Origin of the sequence: Cohnella cholangitidis (assembly GCF_014107495.1) — a bacterium.
Taxonomy (GTDB): Bacteria; Bacillota; Bacilli; order Paenibacillales; family Paenibacillaceae; genus Cohnella; species Cohnella cholangitidis.
Genome location: NZ_CP041969.1, coordinates 2,475,201 through 2,493,640, shown reverse-complemented (window position 1 = coordinate 2,493,640; position 18,440 = coordinate 2,475,201). Strand labels below are relative to the sequence as shown.

General features: G+C 53.3%; 18 protein-coding genes, 1 pseudogene and 1 riboswitch. Of the genes and pseudogenes, 13 read left to right on the top strand and 6 right to left on the bottom strand.

Translation table 11 applies throughout. From position 1 onward, the window contains the following. The gene (cyoD, locus tag FPL14_RS11850) at positions 1–330 is read left to right on the top strand and encodes a cytochrome o ubiquinol oxidase subunit IV (RefSeq protein WP_182303126.1); all 330 of its coding nucleotides are present in this window, start codon (positions 1–3) and stop codon (positions 328–330) included. Positions 331–436: 106 nt separating this feature from the next. Here the strand turns inward: cyoD and FPL14_RS11845 are convergent, their stop codons facing one another. Continuing rightward, complete coding sequence (locus FPL14_RS11845) at positions 437–1,348, bottom strand: cation diffusion facilitator family transporter (RefSeq protein ID WP_229263884.1); 912 nt, start codon at positions 1,346–1,348, stop codon at positions 437–439. 360 nt (positions 1,349–1,708) lie between these two features. Between FPL14_RS11845 and FPL14_RS11840 the strand changes: the two are divergent. The 4 genes and pseudogenes from FPL14_RS11840 to FPL14_RS11825 all read left to right on the top strand — a co-directional run bounded on the left by FPL14_RS11840 (position 1,709) and on the right by FPL14_RS11825 (position 6,772). Then, positions 1,709–3,156: pseudogene (locus tag FPL14_RS11840) on the top strand (circularly permuted type 2 ATP-grasp protein). 40 nt (positions 3,157–3,196) lie between these two features. Continuing rightward, complete coding sequence (locus FPL14_RS11835) at positions 3,197–4,150, top strand: alpha-E domain-containing protein (protein ID WP_182303125.1); 954 nt, start codon at positions 3,197–3,199, stop codon at positions 4,148–4,150. Continuing rightward, positions 4,147–5,013, top strand: coding sequence for a transglutaminase family protein (locus FPL14_RS11830; RefSeq protein WP_182303124.1), 867 nt, complete (start codon positions 4,147–4,149; stop codon positions 5,011–5,013). Before FPL14_RS11835 ends, FPL14_RS11830 begins: the two co-directional genes overlap by 4 nt. A 152-nt stretch (positions 5,014–5,165) precedes the next feature. Further along, a riboswitch (purine riboswitch) is annotated at positions 5,166–5,265 on the top strand. Between the two features lie 67 nt (positions 5,266–5,332). Next, the gene (locus FPL14_RS11825; protein ID WP_182303123.1) at positions 5,333–6,772 is read left to right on the top strand and encodes an NAD(P)/FAD-dependent oxidoreductase; all 1,440 of its coding nucleotides are present in this window, start codon (positions 5,333–5,335) and stop codon (positions 6,770–6,772) included. Positions 6,773–6,845: 73 nt separating this feature from the next. Here the strand turns inward: FPL14_RS11825 and FPL14_RS30305 are convergent, their stop codons facing one another. Both FPL14_RS30305 and FPL14_RS11820 read right to left on the bottom strand, forming a co-directional pair. After that, positions 6,846–7,067, bottom strand: a complete 222-nt coding sequence (locus FPL14_RS30305) for a hypothetical protein (protein WP_267875414.1) — start codon at positions 7,065–7,067, stop codon at positions 6,846–6,848. A gap of 11 nt (positions 7,068–7,078) precedes the next feature. Continuing rightward, positions 7,079–7,903, bottom strand: a complete 825-nt coding sequence (locus FPL14_RS11820) for a YeiH family protein (RefSeq protein ID WP_267875413.1) — start codon at positions 7,901–7,903, stop codon at positions 7,079–7,081. 149 nt (positions 7,904–8,052) lie between these two features. On the opposite strand from FPL14_RS11820, the gene FPL14_RS11815 reads away from it, so the two are divergent. Further along, the gene (locus FPL14_RS11815) at positions 8,053–8,961 is read left to right on the top strand and encodes a LysR family transcriptional regulator (RefSeq protein ID WP_182303122.1); all 909 of its coding nucleotides are present in this window, start codon (positions 8,053–8,055) and stop codon (positions 8,959–8,961) included. A 350-nt stretch (positions 8,962–9,311) separates the two neighbouring features. Here FPL14_RS11815 and FPL14_RS11810 read toward each other — a convergent pair whose 3' ends face one another. Next, positions 9,312–9,887 (bottom strand): DsbA family oxidoreductase, encoded by a 576-nt coding sequence (locus FPL14_RS11810; RefSeq protein ID WP_229263883.1) that lies wholly within the window; start codon positions 9,885–9,887, stop codon positions 9,312–9,314. Positions 9,888–10,099: 212 nt separating this feature from the next. Here FPL14_RS11810 and FPL14_RS11805 point away from each other — a divergent pair, with 212 nt between their 5' ends. From FPL14_RS11805 to FPL14_RS11785, 5 genes are all read left to right on the top strand, one after another. Next, positions 10,100–10,915, top strand: a complete 816-nt coding sequence (locus FPL14_RS11805; protein ID WP_182303961.1) for an aldo/keto reductase — start codon at positions 10,100–10,102, stop codon at positions 10,913–10,915. Between the two features lie 135 nt (positions 10,916–11,050). Continuing rightward, positions 11,051–11,476 (top strand): RrF2 family transcriptional regulator, encoded by a 426-nt coding sequence (locus FPL14_RS11800; RefSeq protein ID WP_182303121.1) that lies wholly within the window; start codon positions 11,051–11,053, stop codon positions 11,474–11,476. Between the two features lie 94 nt (positions 11,477–11,570). Next, positions 11,571–11,882 carry a thioredoxin gene (trxA, locus tag FPL14_RS11795; RefSeq protein ID WP_182303120.1) on the top strand — a complete coding sequence of 104 codons (312 nt, stop codon included), beginning with the start codon at positions 11,571–11,573 and terminating at the stop codon, positions 11,880–11,882. 173 nt (positions 11,883–12,055) lie between these two features. Next, positions 12,056–12,631 carry a TetR/AcrR family transcriptional regulator gene (locus FPL14_RS11790; RefSeq protein ID WP_182303119.1) on the top strand — a complete coding sequence of 192 codons (576 nt, stop codon included), beginning with the start codon at positions 12,056–12,058 and terminating at the stop codon, positions 12,629–12,631. An 88-nt stretch (positions 12,632–12,719) separates the two neighbouring features. Next, the gene (locus FPL14_RS11785) at positions 12,720–14,741 is read left to right on the top strand and encodes a YhgE/Pip domain-containing protein (protein WP_182303118.1); all 2,022 of its coding nucleotides are present in this window, start codon (positions 12,720–12,722) and stop codon (positions 14,739–14,741) included. A 74-nt stretch (positions 14,742–14,815) separates the two neighbouring features. Here FPL14_RS11785 and FPL14_RS11780 read toward each other — a convergent pair whose 3' ends face one another. Next, positions 14,816–15,538 (bottom strand): hypothetical protein, encoded by a 723-nt coding sequence (locus tag FPL14_RS11780; protein ID WP_182303117.1) that lies wholly within the window; start codon positions 15,536–15,538, stop codon positions 14,816–14,818. Positions 15,539–15,721: 183 nt separating this feature from the next. Here FPL14_RS11780 and FPL14_RS11775 point away from each other — a divergent pair, with 183 nt between their 5' ends. After that, positions 15,722–16,942 (top strand): molybdopterin-dependent oxidoreductase, encoded by a 1,221-nt coding sequence (locus FPL14_RS11775; protein WP_229263881.1) that lies wholly within the window; start codon positions 15,722–15,724, stop codon positions 16,940–16,942. A 142-nt stretch (positions 16,943–17,084) separates the two neighbouring features. Here FPL14_RS11775 and FPL14_RS11770 read toward each other — a convergent pair whose 3' ends face one another. Continuing rightward, complete coding sequence (locus tag FPL14_RS11770; protein WP_182303116.1) at positions 17,085–17,228, bottom strand: hypothetical protein; 144 nt, start codon at positions 17,226–17,228, stop codon at positions 17,085–17,087. Positions 17,229–17,303: 75 nt separating this feature from the next. Between FPL14_RS11770 and FPL14_RS11765 the strand changes: the two genes are divergently transcribed. Beyond that, on the top strand, positions 17,304–18,212 hold the full coding sequence (locus tag FPL14_RS11765; protein WP_182303115.1) for a DUF6612 family protein: 909 nt from the start codon (positions 17,304–17,306) through the stop codon (positions 18,210–18,212). Positions 18,213–18,440 lie beyond the last annotated feature (228 nt).

Genomic DNA, 18,440 nt, shown 5'->3' with positions numbered 1-18,440 from the left:
ATGGCGCAGCATTCGGGGCACGACACGCATGAGGCTCATGAATCGCATGGTTCGCTTAAGTCTTATGTCATTGGATTCGTCTTCTCGCTCGTCTTGACCGCGATTCCGCTGATCATCGTTCTGAACGACATGCTGGAGGGGACGGCGGCAACCGTCGTCCTGCTGGGATCGGCAATCTTGCAGTTCGTCGTGCAGTTGTTTTACTTCATGCATTTGAAGGAAGAGGGCAAGCCGCGGTACAACTTGATGGTGCTAATTCTCGGGTTGATTATCGTGCTGACGATCGTGGCCGGTTCGATTTGGATCATGACTTATAATAAAGTCGCATAGTCTATTGCAATAGAAAAAAAGAGCAGGGGGCCGCCCGACCGGACCCCTTGCTCTTTTTTCTATTTGTTGGCGCGGAAGGGTTCGGCGCGGCCGAAGGGAGCGTCGTTTACCTAGCGGCTAGTTCGTGTTCGCCGGGCTCCCAAGGGTTAAGATGGATCATGACCTCGACGACGTCGGGGTCGAAGTCCATGATGAGCTTTTTGAGTTGTTTGCTGATGTCGTGCCCTTGTTGGATGGTGAAATCGTTGCGAATGCCTATGCGAATATCGACGATGATGTAGTGGCCGTGCTCGCGGGCGCGTACCCGATCGATTCTCTTGACGTTGTCGTCCGTGCGGAGCAAATCTTCGTAGTGGGCGATCTTCTCCGCGTCGACGTTGTGTTCCATCAAGATGTCGATGGCTTCGCGGCCCATCTCGAAGGCAAGTTTGAGCACGAGCAAGGAAACGATGATTCCGGCGATCGGATCGCCGTAGGCGGCCCACTCCCAATGAAGGTAGTCGCCAAGCAATCCGAGCCCGATTCCGATGACGGCGGCAAGGGAGGCATACACGTCGGCAAGGTGATCGTATGCGGTGGCCAGCACGCTTTTGCTATTCGTCGCTTTGCCGATTTTGATCGTATAGAGATAGAGGATTTGCTTCCAGACCAGGGAGATCGCCGCTGCGCATAATGCTAACCAACTTTCTTCTCCAGGCGGCTCGAACAACGCTCCGATCGACTGGAAGCCGATCCAGAAGGCGGCGAGCACGAGGACGATCGCCACGAAAGCGGACGCCACGACTTCCGCTTTGCCGTGGCCATAGGGATGATCCTCGTCGGCCGGCTTCTTGGAAACCATGGAGGAAGTGAGCGCGGCTACGGTCGCGATAATATCCCCGGCGTTGTGGACTCCGTCCGCGAGGAGGACGGGGCTTGCCAGAACAAGGCCGGCTCCGATTTTCATGATGGTAAGAACGATGTTGCTTATCAGACTAATCCAGATCGCCACAATTCCCGAATGATGCCTATCCGCCACAATGATTACCCCTTCTAAGAAAGTTTGCCCCGCGCAAAAAATAAAGCAGGCATTCAACCTTGGGGTTGAATGCCTGTTAAAGTCCATATAATGGTTAATGCGCGATGCGATTTCATGGGTGACAACCACCCTCTCCAGTAATGCGATCTAACTCAACTTATATATATTATCATATCCTGACGTATCAAGCTATGGATATCGATAAATCGGATTCTAACCAATGCATGACTTTTCATGGTATATATGTGTTAAATATATAATAATTACGGCAAATTTATGTAAGTATTATTGACATAAACGAAGCGCGGGAATATGATTACAATAAAACCCAGTGGGAAGAGGGAGCCGTTCTGCATGGAAATGATGAACGAAGTATCGGTAACTTCGCCTTCCTCCCGTTTTTACAACGAAATGTATGACGGAGATCAAGTTCGAGAGCACTATCGCAAGGTGCATCATGTGCTATCGCGAATGTCGACGGAAGACCGAATCGCCAGACAGGCTCGGATGAACGGGCGTTTGCTGGAGGAAGGAATCACGTTCACTTTATCGGGCGGAGATCAAACCGACGGATTGGAACGGACGATTCCGTTCGATCTCATTCCTAGGGTCATCCCTGCCGAGGAATGGGAAACGATCGAGCAAGGTACGCGGCAGCGGGTGCGCGCCTTGAACGCGTTCCTGACCGATATTTATCATGAGCAATGCATCCTGAAGGACGGACTCGTTCCCCGCCGCATGGTGATGGGCAATCGGTATTTCCGTACGGAATGATGCGTCTGCCCGTTCCCGGAGGCACGTACGTGACGGCTTCCGGAATCGATCTTATCCGGGACGAGAAAGGGGATTATTTCGTCCTCGAAGACAATTTGCGATCTCCCTCCGGATTTTCTTACGTCTATAAGAGCCGTTCGATCATGACCCATGATTTTCCGGAGCTCATCTTTTCGCATTCCGTCAAAGGCATCGAGCGGTCGCTTCACGATTTCCGTGCTTCCTTGCGCAACCTAGCCCCTACGGACATCGCAGAGCCGGTTATCGTGCTCCTGACGCCGGGAAGCTTCAACTCCGCGTACTTCGAGCATGCTTTTCTCGCTCAACAAATGGGGATGGAGCTCGTCGAGGGTCGCGATCTGGTGTGCAGGGACAACAAAATCTATATTCGCAAATTAACCGGCTTGAGGAAGGTTGACGTCCTGTATCGGAGAATAGACGACGATTTCCTTGATCCTCTGGCTTTTCGCCCGGATTCCATGCTGGGCGTCGCAGGATTGATGAACGCCTATCGCTTCGGCAACATTGCGATCGCTAACGCGCCGGGGACCGGCGTCGCGGACGATAAGGCTATCTATACTTTCGTTCCCGAGATGATCCGTTATTACTTGAACGAACGCCCGATTCTGAACAATGTGCCCACCTATCTGATGAGTCGCCCGGACGAACGGGAGCACGTTCTCGGAAGGCTCGAGGAGATGGTCGTGAAAGAGACGTCCTTGTCCGGCGGTTACGGCATGCTCGTCGGCCCTTCGTCTACCGAATGGGAACGGGAAAGATTCGCGGCCAAAATCCGCGAGAATCCCGCTAACTATATTGCCCAGCCGACCATTAAGCTATCGACGTCGCCGATTAATCTGGAGGGCCAAATGGCTCATCGCCATATCGATTTGCGGGTATTCGCGATGGCCGACGGAAGGAATGTACGCGTTCTTCCGGGCGGATTGACCAGGGTGGCGATGAAGGAAGGTTCGCTCGTCGTCAATTCGTCTCAGGGCGGCGGCGTTAAAGATACTTGGGTATTGGCGAAATAACGCTTATTAACGGGGTGCGTGCCCTTAAGGAGTGAGCCCTATGTTGGATAGGATAGCGGAGTCGTTGTTCTGGATCGGGCGGTACACCGAACGTGCGGAGAATCATGCCCGGCTGCTGGACGTGTATTATCATCTTCGCGAGGGAGGCGGCGAGGAGACGGAGGCGATCTGGAAACGGATAGCCGAAGCGATAGGAGATTGCGCGTTGTACGAAGAGAGGTACGAAGTCTATCGGGAGTACGATGTTTTGTTCTTCCTTACCCTTGACCCTACGCAGGCTAACTCGATTCTATCGTGCGTCGCGCAAGCCCGGGACAATCTCAAGAAAATCCGCGAGCAGCTACCCTCCGAGCTGTGGAATCTGCTGAACGGCTTTTACTTGTGGCTGAAGGGCGTTCGGCCTGAAGAGGTCATTCAGCCATCTCCTCATCGTTTTTTCCAACGGGTGAAGGAAGGGTTGGCGGCATTCCAAGGTACCGCGACGTCCTTGGCGATGAGGGATCAATCGTGGAATCTGCTGGAGAGCGGCAGATATTTGGAGCGATCGGAGAACGTCGTCAGACTGCTGCAATCGGTAGGGGACGTCTCTCCGGAGCAGCGTAAGGGGTCATACGCCTATACGATAGCGGTATTGAAGTCGGTCGGAGGGTATGAGGCCTTCAGAAGACTCGACTTGGAGGAGATTACTTTGGAGGAGGTGGCGCGTTTCCTCGTGCTGCAGGAATCGTTTCCGCGCTCCGTACACTTCGCGTTGACTACCTTCGACCGGCATTTGAAAGCGATGCGCGATCAATCGGATAAATCCAGTTCGGCATTGGAACGGATGATCCGATTAGCCGGCAAAGCGCGTTCGGAGCTGGGCTGGCTCGATCGCAACGACATTACGATGGATACGTTGGCGTCGGTGCTTCAGCAATTGCTTAACACGAATAAACAGCTTGGCGAAGCGGTTGCCAAGTATTTTTTTTCCCCTGGACGGGAGGTTATCGCTTGAAGCTAGAGATTTGCCACGTTACCAAATACCGTTACGACGCCTCGGTGACGGACAGTGTCAATGAAATCCGGCTGACTCCGCGTACGGACGAACGGCAAGCCTGTTATCAGCATCGGCTTGTCATAGACCCTAACGTACAATTGTTGTCCTATGAAGATTATTTCGGCAACAGGGTGCATTCCTTCACCGCCCACGCGCCGCACCGGGAATTAGTCATAACCTCGTACTCGACGGTCGTTACGCGGGATAAGGACGTCCTGTGGAGCGCGGCATGGGGACCGGAGGAATCTTGGAACCGCTTGAAAAGCGAAGATTTCATAGACGGATACGCGGAATATTTGCTTCCTTCCTCCTACGTCTCGTTTCATCCCCGCGTGGAAGCTTACGCTTCGGGTATTCGGGGAGAAGAGGACGGAGTATTCGGTTTTATTCGGAACGCGGGCAGCGCGATCTATGGCGACTTCGAATATAAACCGCTGTCTACCGGCGTGCAGACGACGGCGGACGAATTGATCGGCATCGGCAGCGGAGTGTGCCAAGACTTCGCGCATCTGCTCATCGCGGTATGCCGGCTGAGAGGGGTGCCTTCGCGGTACGTAAGCGGATATCATTTCGTCGGCGATCTTCAGGGCCGGGATGCGGACTTCGAGCAAGCGTCGCATGCATGGGTCGAGGTGTACATTCCCGGCGTGGGCTGGCAAGGGATCGATCCGACGAACAACAACCTGATCGATTGGCGTTACGTGAAGCTGGGGCATGGACGAGACTATGCGGATATCGTCCCGGTCAAGGGGATTTACAGGGGGACGTCGGGGCAGGAGCTTCAGGTGACGGTAGACGTACGGTTGGCGGAGACGGGATAAAGGTGAAAAAAGATATTGTTCGGGAATTCGGGACGAATTCTAGGGTTTATATAGTGGATGGTGCAATATTGGCGTTTAATTACGAATGTTTGAGACGAATGTCCCTTGACCAGTACGTAAAAATCGGTTACTCTACGTATTGGAAACGACATTGTTCAATCTATTCATCCATTCGTATATCCTCGGCAATATGGGCTGGGGGTCTCTACCGGGAACCTTAAATTCCTGACTACGAAGGATGTGGGACACCCACACCTTCGGCAGTCGGGGATTTTTTTGTTTGTTCCGGCTATCGGGGATACCAGGAGGAGATTTGCGAATGAACCGTTCTTATGACGTTATCGTGGTTGGCGCCGGTCCGGCCGGTATTTTCACTTGTTACGAGTTGACAAGAACTTCTCCGCGCTTGAAAGTGCTGCTAGTGGATAAAGGGCACGACATTAAACATCGGCACTGTCCGATCCTGGAAAATAAAATCGAGCTATGTCCCCCTCCCGCGGGGAAAAAAGACTTCGCCGGATGCATGCCGGCATGTTCGATTACGGCGGGGTTCGGCGGAGCGGGAGCTTACAGCGACGGTAAATTCAACATTACGACGGAATTCGGCGGATGGCTGACGGATTACTTGGCTCCTTCGCAGGTGCTGAATCTTATCCGCTACGTAGACGAGATCAACCTTGAGCATGGGGCGACGGATAACTTGACCGATCCGACGACCGAGTTCGTTAAGGGGATCGAGCACAGAGGGTATGCGGCCGGATTGAAGCTGCTGAGGGCGCAAGTCCGCCATCTCGGCACGGAGCAAAATTTGGAGATTCTAAAGTCTATCCATGCCTATTTGGAAAGCCGCATCGATATGCGTTTCAAGACGGAGGTCGTCGACCTCTTGAGCGTTAAGGAGAACGGCGCGCACCGGGTATGCGGGATTACGCTCAAGAACGGCGAAGAGATCATGGCGGATACGGTCGTCGTGTCGCCGGGGCGGGACGGTTCGGGCTGGTTAACCGCCGTTCTGAAAAAGCGCCGGCTGGCAATGGTCAACAATCAAGTTGACGTGGGCGTTCGGGTGGAAACGTCCGATGTCGTCATGCGGGAAATCAACGAGCACCTGTACGAGGGGAAATTCATTTACAATACGTCCGTAGGGACGCGGGTCAGGACGTTCTGCAGCAATCCCTCCGGACACGTCGTCGTGGAAAACCACAGCGGGGTCATGGCGGCGAACGGGCATGCTTTCAAGGATCCGGCTCTAGGTTCGAGCAATACGAACTTCGCCTTGCTTGTGTCTCACAAATTCACGGATCCATTCGATAAGCCGAACGAGTACGCCCGCGAAATCTGCAAACGGGCCAACGATCTCTCTAGCGGCGGCGTGATCGTCCAGAAGTTCGGGGATATCCTAAGAGGACGCCGCTCTACGACGAGCAGGATCAAGGAAGGGTTTATCGAGCCGACTTTGCATGAAGCGGTTCCGGGCGATCTGGGGTTGGTGCTTCCTTACAACACGATGAAGAGCTTGATCGAGATGGTAGAAGCGCTTGATAGGGTCACGCCGGGCATCGCTTCGGAGCATACTTTGTTCTACGGCGTAGAGGCCAAGTTCTATTCGGCCCGCCCTAAGCTGAGCGAGACGTTGGAAACGGAAATTTCCGGCCTATACTGCGGCGGGGACGGAGCGGGAGTCACCCGCGGGTTGGCGCAAGCCGGCGCGGCGGGCGTATGGATCGCCCGTGCGATCGCGGAGAAGAAGAGTGTTTAAGTAGCTACGGTGATAGAAGGCTGTCCCAACTTGCGAGTCGGGACAGCTTTTTTGATTGCGCTTCGCGGTACTTTTATAGCGATACAAATGTCAGTCCCGCTAGCAGCGACGAGGCGATCAGCATGGCGATGAACGGACGCAGGGCGCGGGAGCGGAAGTCGCGCAGATCCACGTTAAGGCCGAGACCCGCCATGGCCATCCCGAGCAGCAATGTAGTGGCTAACGATAGGTCATGCAATAAGTTGTCGGGAGCGGGCACGATAATCGGAAGGAAGTAGGTTCCGATTATGCTCATAGCGATAAAGCCTAATAAGAACCATGGAAACGGAAACGCAGGGTTCCGGTTGTCGTCCGGGGTGTTGTCTCGGTCGTATTCGCGTTAGATCGATCCTTGAACATGGAGTAACCTGCAATTCCGAGGCATACGGGAACCAGTAAGGCTACCCGACATAACTTGGCGAGCAATCCATCGGCAAGAGCCGTGTCTCCGGCGGGAGCGGCGGCCATGGCGACGTGGGCGATCTCGTGCAAGGTAAGTCCCGCCCATATTCCGTAAGCATCGGCGCTTAACGGCAGCCAAGGTTGAACAAGCGTATAGACCGCAGCGAACGCAGTTCCGATCAAGGCGATCAGCCCGGCGCTGACGGCGGTATCCTCCTCTTTGGACTTTAGCAACGGGGATACGGCGGCGATGGCCGCGGCGCCGCAGATCGCGGTTCCGATTGCTAGCAGCAGGGTTAATTGGCGGTCCGCCCGAAGCCAGTGGCCGATTGCCAGCACCGCGATCAGGGAGAAAACAACCGTACTGCCGCCTCGGGTTAGCAACGGGAGTCCTTGTTGCCATAGCTCGGCGATATTTAGTTTCAATCCGAATAGGACGATGGCAAGACGTAGTAAAGTGCCGGACGAGAAACGAATGCCTGCGCCGAACGCATAAGGGTAACCGAAACGGTGGCGATAGGCAGCCGCGAGCAACAAGGTGCAGGCAAGCGGGCCGAGCCGGTCGAGACCGGGCAGCAAGGATACGCCCCAACCGGCCAAGGCGAACGCAAGCGTGAAAAGGATGCCGTAAAGCCTAGGCGATGCGAATGGCAGACCGGCGGTTGACTGCGAGGTTATTTTGGCAAACATGATGTCTGATTCCTCCATTGTCGAACGGGAGCCGGCCGCGATATCCGCCGTTCATTTGATAACCTCATCATAATGCGGATTGAATAATAAGAAAAATTAATTATAATTATATTTATAGTAAGCAAAAACTAATGAACGGATGGGATCGAATGGATCAATCGCTTGTCGTGTTTTCCGAAGTCGCGGATACGCGCAACTTTTCCCGGGCCGCGGAACGACTTCATATGACCCAGCCGGCCGTTAGCCAACATATCAAAGTTCTGGAGGAGCGCCTTAAGGTAAGGCTGCTGGAACGTAACAATAAATCGGTAGCCCTGACGAAAGCGGGAGAGATCGTGCTTCACCATGCGAAGGAAATCGGGGGCTTATACCGCAGAATGGAGGAAATGGTCGACGAATTGATGCATTATACGGGCGGCCCTCTTTCCATTGGAGCAAGCTATACGTTCGGGGAATACGTCCTTCCGCTAACTTTGGCGTCATTGAATACGGAATATCCGGATATCCGTCCGACGGTCATGATCGGGAATACATCCGATATCGCGGAGAAGGTCCGCAACCGCGAGTTGGATGTAGGCATCGTGGAAGGCGAAGAGATCGGTACGGGGCTCGCCGTAGAGAAGCTTGCCGAAGACGAGATGTTCGTCGCATCCGGAGCGCGGCATACTCTTGCCGATCGATCTCCGGTTTCCATGGCGGAACTGGAGGGACAAACATGGCTCGTGAGGGAGCAGGGCTCGGGGACAAGAGCCGCAGCCGATAAAATGTTCTCGGAGCTAGGACTGCATCCGTCCCGCTTAATGGAAATGAGCAGCACGCAATCGATCAAGGAAACGGTAGAAGCCGGGCTCGGCGTTACTCTGCAATCGCGCTGGGCGCTTCGCAAAGAACTCGGGCTCGGCTCCTTGAAATTACTAGATATCGAAGGGCTTCCGTTCAGACGCGGCTTTCACGTTCTCATGCGTCACGGCGATTTGAGAACCCGCACGATGGACGTGTTTCTGCAGACGCTGCGCACCGCTACGGGAACGATGCTGTCGTCGCAGCGGGATGGATGAGGAGACGGAGGGTGGTATAGTTGGAGAGTCGTTGCGATAATCCTGATCGTTAGCATTCCGATCGGCTTTATATTAGGCGGGGCAGTAGATGGGGACACTTCAGCATTCGAGGGAGGGTTGACATGGCAGTCCGCATTTTATTCGGCTGTAGATCCCGTTCTGGGGATCGGACTTTCATATACGCTGCTGGTTTGGTTTCGCAATCGCTGGAATCAGGCGCCTTCCCGACGCTCATCCCGGGAACGAGAAAGGTAGTTTAACGCGCAATAGTCTCTAGGCGATTCCATAATCAAGAAGCGCGGCTTCCTAATCTTGATTCGCCTAAAGACTATTGTCGATTTGTCCGTTGATTAGTTTTCCTGTGAGATCTTCTTGAACGCCTCGAGAAATTGAGTGGACGGGTATGCGCCGGATAGCGCGTATTTATTGTTGATGATGAAGAACGGAACGCCGGTAATGCCGATAGCTTTGGCGGACTCCATATCCTGCTCGACCGCGGCGAGACCCTCGCCGTCATCCAGCAGGCGTTTGGCTTCTTCGGCGTCGAGTCCCAGTTCCGAGGCGATCTCCAGCAGAACTTCAAGCTTGGCGATATCCCTTCCATCCTCGAAATAAGCCTTCATGACGGCATCCAACCAGTAAACTTCGTCTTCCTCGGGAAGCAATGCCGTGATCCGATGGGCCAGCACGGTATTCGGCATCCGTTCGACCTTGTCGAAGTTGAAGGTCACGCCGACCGCGGCGCCCGCATCGGTAACCCGCTGCAGCATCGGTCTGAGCCGTTCGGCTCCTCCCATCTTTTTCTCCATCGCGCTGTTGAAGGGCATGCCTTCGGGCGGCAACGTCGGATCCAACTGATAAGCGTGATAGCTTACTTCCACCGTTTGACCGGTTTGGTCGAGCCAAGTTTCAATTGCGTCGCTCATGTTTTTTTGCCGATTCGGCACCAAGGGCACACCATATCGGAATAGACATCGATTTTCATCGGAATCACCTCTGCGTGTTCGTTAAACATCCGTTCTCCTAGTATGGCAGACTCCGCGGCCGCATTCAATGTGCGGCATTTTCACGATAATGGTAAAATGTGAAAATAGATTGAAGATGAGCTGAAGAGGAGGCTATATTCGTGTCTTTGAGAATGGATTCGACCGCCGAACTGTTGAACGGAGTGGAGATGCCGCGCCTTGGTCTTGGAGTCTGGCGAGCGGAAGACGGACAGGAAGCCGAGAATGCGGTGCTTGCCGCCTTGAAAGCGGGCTACAGAAGCATCGATACGGCTTCGATATACAAGAACGAGCACAGCGTAGGCCGCGCGATTCGCGCTTCCGGCACTCCGCGCGAACAAATTTTCGTAACGACTAAGGTTTGGAATAGCGAGCAAGGATACGATAGTACGCTTAATGCGTTTCGGAGCAGTCTCGACCGATTGGGCTTGGATTACGTCGATCTGTATTTGGTCCATTGGCCAGTCGCGGGCAAATACATAGAAACATACCGGGCGTTGGAGGAACTGTACGAGCAAGGGCTCGTCCGGGCGATCGGGGTCAGCAACTTCCATATCCATCATCTCGAGGATTTGATGGGAGCGTGCCGGATTAAGCCGATGGTTAACCAAGTGGAATTGCATCCGCTTCTATCGCAGAAGAAGCTGTTCGCTTTTTGCCGCAAGGAAGGCATCCAGTTAGAATCGTGGAGCCCGCTCATGAAGGGGGAACTCCGCTTGCCTTTGATCGTCGAGCTGGCGGCCAAATACGGCAAAACTCCCGCGCAAATCGTTCTCAGGTGGCATCTGCAGCTTGGGTTGGTCGCGATTCCGAAGTCCGTCCGGGAGACGCGGATTATCGAGAACTCCCAATTATACGACTTCGAGCTGGAGCCCGAGGATATCGTTCGAATCGACGCGCTCAACGAGAATCATCGCTTCGGCGCGGATCCGGACCACATTAATTTCTAGGAAAACCCGATCTTACGATACTGTTTTTGCAGGCATAAATACGCGGAGAATATGAAAACATACATGAAGCGATGCCCCTTGACAACCGTAACTGTAATTGATATTATTACAGTAATCATCAGGGAGGCTAAGCTCATGAACAGTGAATTCGTCATAGCTGTCCACAGCCTTGTGCTTCTGGCGCATCGTCCCGATGGGATGGCTTCTAGCGAGGAGATCGCATCCAACGTATGCACTAATCCGGTTCGTGTCCGCAAGGTGATGAGTTGCCTGCGCAAGCACGGGTTCGTGGATACGAGGGAAGGTTCCGGAGGCGGTTACCGGTTATCTAGAGAACCGGGCGATGTGACTTTGGCCGACGTCTATCGCGCGCTGGCTTCGGGTTCGTTGGCGCCAAGCTGGTGCAGCGGAGATCCACAGTCGGACTGCTTGGTAGGCTCGAATATGGCGGAAGTCATGAATGCCGTGTTCTGCGGAGCGGATCAGCATTTGGAGACGTATTTCGAGTCGATTACGATCGGATCGATGCTATCCAGGCTAACGGCTAAGGCCAGGTCGTAAGGAGCCGCGTAAGGCATGGGTGGAGCGGGCATAGACGTGCCCGATCATCATAGGTTTAATCCATTATTCCACTTAAGATAGGAGAGATGTTGTTATGGCAGTTGCGATTACTAAAGACAACTTCACTGAGAACGTGGCGCAAGGAGTTTCCTTGCTTGATTTCTGGGCACCATGGTGCGGACCTTGCAAAATGCAGCTTCCGATCGTGGAAGAGCTTTCCGAGGAATTGAAAGGCACGGCGACGATCGCGAAAGTAAACGTTGACGAAGAGCCCGAGCTTGCCAGCCAATTCGGAGTCATGAGCATTCCGACGTTGATCCTGTTCAAGGATGGCCAACCGGTCGACAAACTTGTCGGCTTGCAAAGCAAAGATTCCTTGAAAGCGAAAATTCAGAACCACCTGTAAGAGAATGTTAAGAGCACCGTAAGCCTTCTAAAGTGAAGGTTGACGGTGTTCTTTTTAATTTTTTTTGTGTGAGCTGTTGCAAATCGAAACGGAAAGTGATAAAGTACGAAATGACCGATTGACCAGAAACGGATTTTAGTCAGAAGGTCAGTTTCCGGGAAGGAGATGAGAAGATGAGCGTTGATCGGAGAAAACTTATCGTAGACGCGGCATCCCAATCGTTTGCTCTGTTCGGATACAAAGCGACGACGATGGACCAGGTTGCCAAACTGGCGAATGTAGGCAAAGGTACGATCTATACTTTTTTCTCCAACAAAGAAGAACTGTTCGATGAAATCATGAACCGCCTCATTCAAGAGATGAAGCAGGTGGCTGAGGGCGAGTATAACGCGGATCGTTCCTTCTTCGATAATCTGAACAGGATTTTATTCCGAATCCTCGACTTCCGCGAGAAGCATCAGCTTGCGATGAAGATGGCGCATGAAGTGCGGGATATGGGGACGCCTAAAGCGCTCGAGGGGCTAAATAGGCTGGAAGGCGCGATTCTGTCTTACATCCAGGTGAAGATCCAAGCCGCGATCGATAAGAGTGAACTCAAGCCTTGCGATCCTGAAGTAACGGCATTCGTGATGCTGAAATTATACTTGGCGTTGGCTTCGGAATGGCAGCATTCCCACGCTCCGTTGGAAAAGGAGAAGATCGCGGAGCTGTTTCAATTGTACTTAATGCGTGGACTGGCCAAGGAGTAAGTGGGGCTTAACATCGGACAGTCTGCTTTTTTTTACAGCAAAATGACCAAATGAACAAAATAGTCATATTGACCATGGGGTGTTGAAGATGAAGGGAATCAAGCAATTCGTAAAAGAAATGGCGGGCATCGGCCGCAATAAAAAGGCGCTTATTCAAGTGGTTGCGATATTGACGGTACCGGTCATGTACTGCGGCATGTTTCTCGGAGCGTTCTGGGATCCTTACGGGAAAATGGACGATTTGCCGGTTGCCGTCGTCAATTCGGATCAAGGTACGGTCTACGAAGGCGAGTCGATGCATATCGGGGACGATTTCATCGGGAAGTTACAAGAAAGCAAAAACTTCAACTATAGCTTCGTGAGCAAGGAGGAAGCTCAGGCCGGGCTGAAAGACAATACGTATTATATGGCTATCGAAATTCCGGAGGATTTCTCGGAGAAGACGACGACGCTCACTTCAGAGCAGCCGACGCCGGCTCGGATCGTGTTCATGCCGAACGAGAGCTATAACTTCCTGGCGGCTCAAATCGGAAATACGGCGGTCGAGAAGATGAAATCCGAATTAAGCAAAGAAGTGACCAAGGCGTATACCCATACCGTATTCGATCAGGTCCAAACGCTTGCCGACGGTCTAAGCCAAGCGAGCGACGGCGCAACCGAGATTGCCTCGGGTACGGATAAAGCCAAGGATGGCGTGGATCTTATCAAAGAGAATTTGAACAAGCTGGCATCCGGCACGCTGTCGATGCAAGGCGGCGTGGATAAGCTTCTAGCCGGCAGCTCTAAGCTGGAGAACGGAATTGCCGATTTGGAGCAGGGCAGCGGTTCGCTTGCGACCGGGCTGTCGCAGCTATCGGATGCGGGCGGAAAGCTTGAGCAAGGCGCTATGCAAGCTAAGCAAGGGGCATCGCAATTAGCGGCTGGACTATCGCAGTCGGCTAACGGGGCAATGAAGCTGGAAGCAGGCGCCAAAGGCGTGGCGGAGGGGCTTGAACAATACGTGCAGGCTCATCCCGAGCTGAAAGACGACGCCGCGATCCAACAGTTGCTCGCGGCTAGTAAACAGGTTGCCGGCGGAGTCGGGGAAGCCAAGAAAGGCCAAGATCAGCTATTGGCGGGAGCGACTAAGCTAAGCGGCGGTATGGAGCAGCTTGCCGATGGATGGGTACAGTTCGGAGATCAACTGGAGAAGGCCAGCGCAGGCGGAGCCAAAGCGGCGGCGGGCGCTAAGCAATTGCATGCGGGCGCAACGGAATTGAAACAAGGTCTGGGTAGCTTGTCGGAAGGCGTTGGCGTGCTTGTGGACGGCTCCGGCAAGTTGGATGAAGGCGCAACGGAATTGAAGCAGGGACTCGTGAAGCTGACCGACGGAACGGGCGAGCTGTCCGGCAAGTTAAGCGATGCGGCTCAAAAAACTTCCGGTCTGAACTCCGGGGACGCGGTCGTCGACATGTTCGCCAGCCCGGTAGATCTGGATGTCGTGAAGCAGAATGAAGTGCCGAATTACGGAACGGGTTTTGCTCCTTATTTTATCTCCTTGGGACTGTTCGTCGGAGCGCTGCTGCTTACGATTGTCTACACGGTGAGGGAACCTGCCGTTAAACCGGCCAGCGGTTGGAGCTGGTTCGTCGGGAAGCTCCTTACGATGGTGACCATCGGGACGGTGCAAGCCGTTATTGCCGACCTCGTATTGCTATACGGACTGGGAATGGAAGTTAGGAGTTTGCCATTGTTCTTCTTATTTACGATCGTTACGAGCATCACGTTCATGGCGCTTATTCAGTTCCTGGTTACGGTGCTTCAGCATCCGGGCAGATTCGTCGCTATCGTGATTTTGATCTTCCAGCTAACCAGCTCCGCGGGAACGTTCCCGATGGAATTGATTCCAAGCTGGTTGCAGCAAGCCGGCCTATGGCTGCCTATGACTTATTCCGTATCCGGCCTTAAGGCTGTCATCTCCAGCGGAGATTACTCCTTCATGTGGGATAATGCATGGATCTTGCTAGGCTTCGCCGGGTTGTTCATGGCATTGACTCTAGTCTACTTCGTGATCGCATACCGCAAGGAATATGCGAGTTCGCGCGAACAAGATCAAGTATTGCCCGCGTAATTTAGCAGCAACGCAACAAAATAAGGTTGAGCCTAGGAGAACGGTTCCTAGCTCAACCTTATTTTTATAACCCATTAAATCGTCCATTGTCCGTGCACGATCGCGGCCAGCTTCCACTCGTCGTTCTTAGGAACGAATACGAGAACCAAGCTCTGCCAATCCATTCCGTCCAAGGTCTTGTCGAAGCCGGGATAATGAAACTCCACGTACGAGGCGTCGGGATAGACCTCTTTTCCGTTGAACGCGGAATTGCCGGTTCCGAGGATTTTGTTAAAGCTGATGTTGGGCGCGTTGCCGAAATCTTTGTTGTATACGAATTTTTCGTAATAATCCCGGAATGAGAGTTCGATCGGCTCGCCGCTGCCGTCAGCCGTTCCCCAGACCATCTTCTTCGCGTCTTTGAAGTCGGGAAGAGCGTCCGCTTGGAAGACAAGATCCGTTTCGGCATTGATGTGGGAATACGGAGAGAACCGCAACCCCAGCTCCGAATCGATCAAGGGCGTAAGAGAGGTTAAATCTCTTTCCCGCAAATATTCTACAACTTCTCGGGCTGCCTCTTCTAATCGGGCATCCGGGACGTTGGAGGAATCGGAAGGTCCGGTTTCGGACGGGATGAGTTCGGTTGGCGCGGGTGTTTCGCTGCCCGTATTGACTGTAGCTTCAATCCCGAGGGATGATCCGGCGGATGGAAAAGCTTTAGGAGCATCGGTTGCTCCGTTACTATTGGAAGCGGATCCGCAGCCAGACAATAGGAGAGCGAGAATAGCCGCACTTAATAGCGGGGTCATTCTACGCATGTGGATTCCTCCTTGCAGTGATGTAATAGGTTAGACGCAAAAGTCGCGAAGATGTTACGGTGGAAAATGCTGAGATTTGACTTTTATTCTCCCGTAACCGCAGGAGAATAGCCGGATGCCGCTATGTTATAATCGGGTTAACGATATCGATCGAAATTCATCCTATGAATCGAGGGGATAGACTTGAGCGGTCGGAAGCCCGGATTCGGCAAGCAGCTAGCGGAATTGCACCGTTGGAACGGATTGATCGTCCTTGTTTTAGCGATTACCGGGCTGTTGCTCGCCTGGGATGTCGTACGAGGTTGGTTGGATGGATATTTTCGCAACCCCGTCAAACAACTGCATATTATTCTCGGCGTTCTTTCCGGAGTCGTGATCGCGCTCTATTTCCCCCTTATGAAACGCCACATTAAACAAATCAAACAGCGGCCGAAGCAGAAGGGAAATCTTATCTTCGTGATGGCGCTCTTAATCGGTTGGCTGCTCTCCGGTATCGTGTTGTGGCAAATTCGCAGGTTTCCTCCGGAATGGGCGAACGGAGCGCTGGCCGTCCATGATCTGCTTACCTGGTTCGGAGTCCCCTATATTCTCTATCATTCCGTTGTTCGGCTAAGATGGATGAAGCAACCGCAACGGCGTTCGATCGCCCTTTCCGAGCCTGCGGAGCCTACGCCATGGATGAATCGTCGCCAGTTTTTGAAGGGGTCGCTCGGAGCGGCGTTGGCGGTTGCGATCGCCCCCTCGTTTTTCCGTTGGTTAACGACCTCGCCAGGAGGCAGTCTATCCGGCGGCGAATCTGACGGAATGAAGGAGGTGTCCGCTTCCGAGAATTTGATGCTTCCCAACCCGAAGCCGCTACCGGATTCCGTTAACGTAGTCGGCGGCGGGGCCCGAGGTTATTTTCGCGTATATACGGTAACTCCTCTGCCTACGTTCGATGCCCGAACCTGGAGCTTCTCCGTTCATGGACTCGTGGATAAGCCGCTGAAATGGAACTGGACGCAATTTCTTGAGTTGGCGCGAATCGTTCAGGTTAGCGATTTCCATTGCGTGACCGGGTGGTCGGTCTATCAGAATACTTGGGAAGGGATACCGCTGTCCTCCCTGTTGAAACAAGCGGGCGTTCAAAGCGCCGCCAAGTTCGTTAAATTTTATTCCGGAGACGGGGAGTACACGGACACGTTAACGTTGGAGCAAGCGAACATGGATGACGTCATCGTGGCGCTGCTGCACGACGGGAAGCCGATCCACCGGGATTACGGCGGGCCCGTCCGTCTGATCGTACCGAAGATGTATGCCTACAAATCGGTCAAATGGCTGGACGGAATCGAGTTAATCGAGCGGGAGCACGTCGGGTATTGGGAAAAAAGAGGCTACGATACCGACGCATGGGTGAAGGTTTAACGGGTTCTAGCCTGAAGTAATGGGTATGTTAATGGGGAGGACGGTTGAACGGAAGCCGCAGCCCGGAATGGCAGGCCGCCCTCGATGGGATGGCTGCTTGCGAATCCGGGCTGCTTGGATTTTAAAGGGCGATTCGGAGCGATTAATCGGTTTCCTTCTTGGCGGAAGGCACGGGAGCGATGGATTTGGTGTTTTCCAGCGTATCGTTGACGAACGCCATGTCCTGATTTTCCGCTTTCATTTTGGTTGTGCCTTTGTAATTGCCTTTGTGCGATTTGTTCTCCATGGGGATGTCCCTCCTCTCTTCGTCGTCATTGTGCGCAATCCCCTTTAACGTTATCCGCAAGGAGGTTCTGTCATTATGAATACAGGGGAAAATGGTCAAGGACGCGGTCTCTCGTACATGCGAGGTTGGTTGACGTTTTGCTTAATGGTTTGCCTGTTCGTTGTCCCGGCATGCTCGCGGAACGACACCGCCTCATCGCCGCCGGCAAGCTCGGAAGCCGCGACTTCGGAAGACGAGGCAACAGAATGGCTAACGAAAGCGAAGACCGCCGCCGCGCAAAAAATGAACAAATACGGCTTCGAGCTGCGGATGAGCCAGAAGATCGGCGAGGGAAATGCGGGGGAACCTGCCCAAGTGGAAATCGATATGCAAGGCCGTGCGGAAAGAAATCCGTTGAAGCTGGATCAGACGATCAAAAGCAATATTGACGGAGAAGCTTCGACTTTACGGTCCATCGTCGTGCCGGAAGCTTATTATATGTATATCCCCGAATACGAAGAATGGAGCAAGCTGTCCAAGGACGTTGCCGCGGAGAACATAGCCACGCTTTCCGATTACCAGGTGAATCCGGATCGGGCAATCGAAAGCATTCGGAAGCTGGGCAGTTCCTTGCAAGCCGCGCGAAAGGGAAACGTAGTGACCGTGCGCTACGAAGGAACGGGCCCGGAGGCGTCCGTATTTATGGCTGGTTTACTGGAAAGCACATTGGGCATTACGGGCGAACAGAAGGATATCGTGAATAGTCTTGAAGTACAGAAACTTAAAGTGATCTTGACGCTCGATGCCGATCGGCATTGGCCGTTGACCTATCGGATCGAATCGGATTTTAACATCGAGTTGGAGCCCGGGCAAAAAACGACCGTTAACCAGACATTGGCCGGTACGTATAGCGAACATAATGTTTCCGCGGCGATTACGGTGCCTAAAGAAGCCCAAGAGGCATTGGATCCGGATGAGCTGGGCAAGGAGCTTGGGCTAGAATAAATATGGGCGGGCCGCTGGCTGGGAGAACGCTAGCGGCTTGCGGTCCCATTCCCAGGCGCAAGTCCATTTTACGTTATCCCTTCCGCTCAGGAATCGGGCACGACTTTTCCTGAACGAAGGGGATAGCGCTAAAAAGAGCGTTTCGGCGACTAGCTGTGGACGTTCCCCTGTACATCCGTTATAATGGCGTGAGAATTGAACAGCTTGACGATCGGGCTTAAGAGGCTT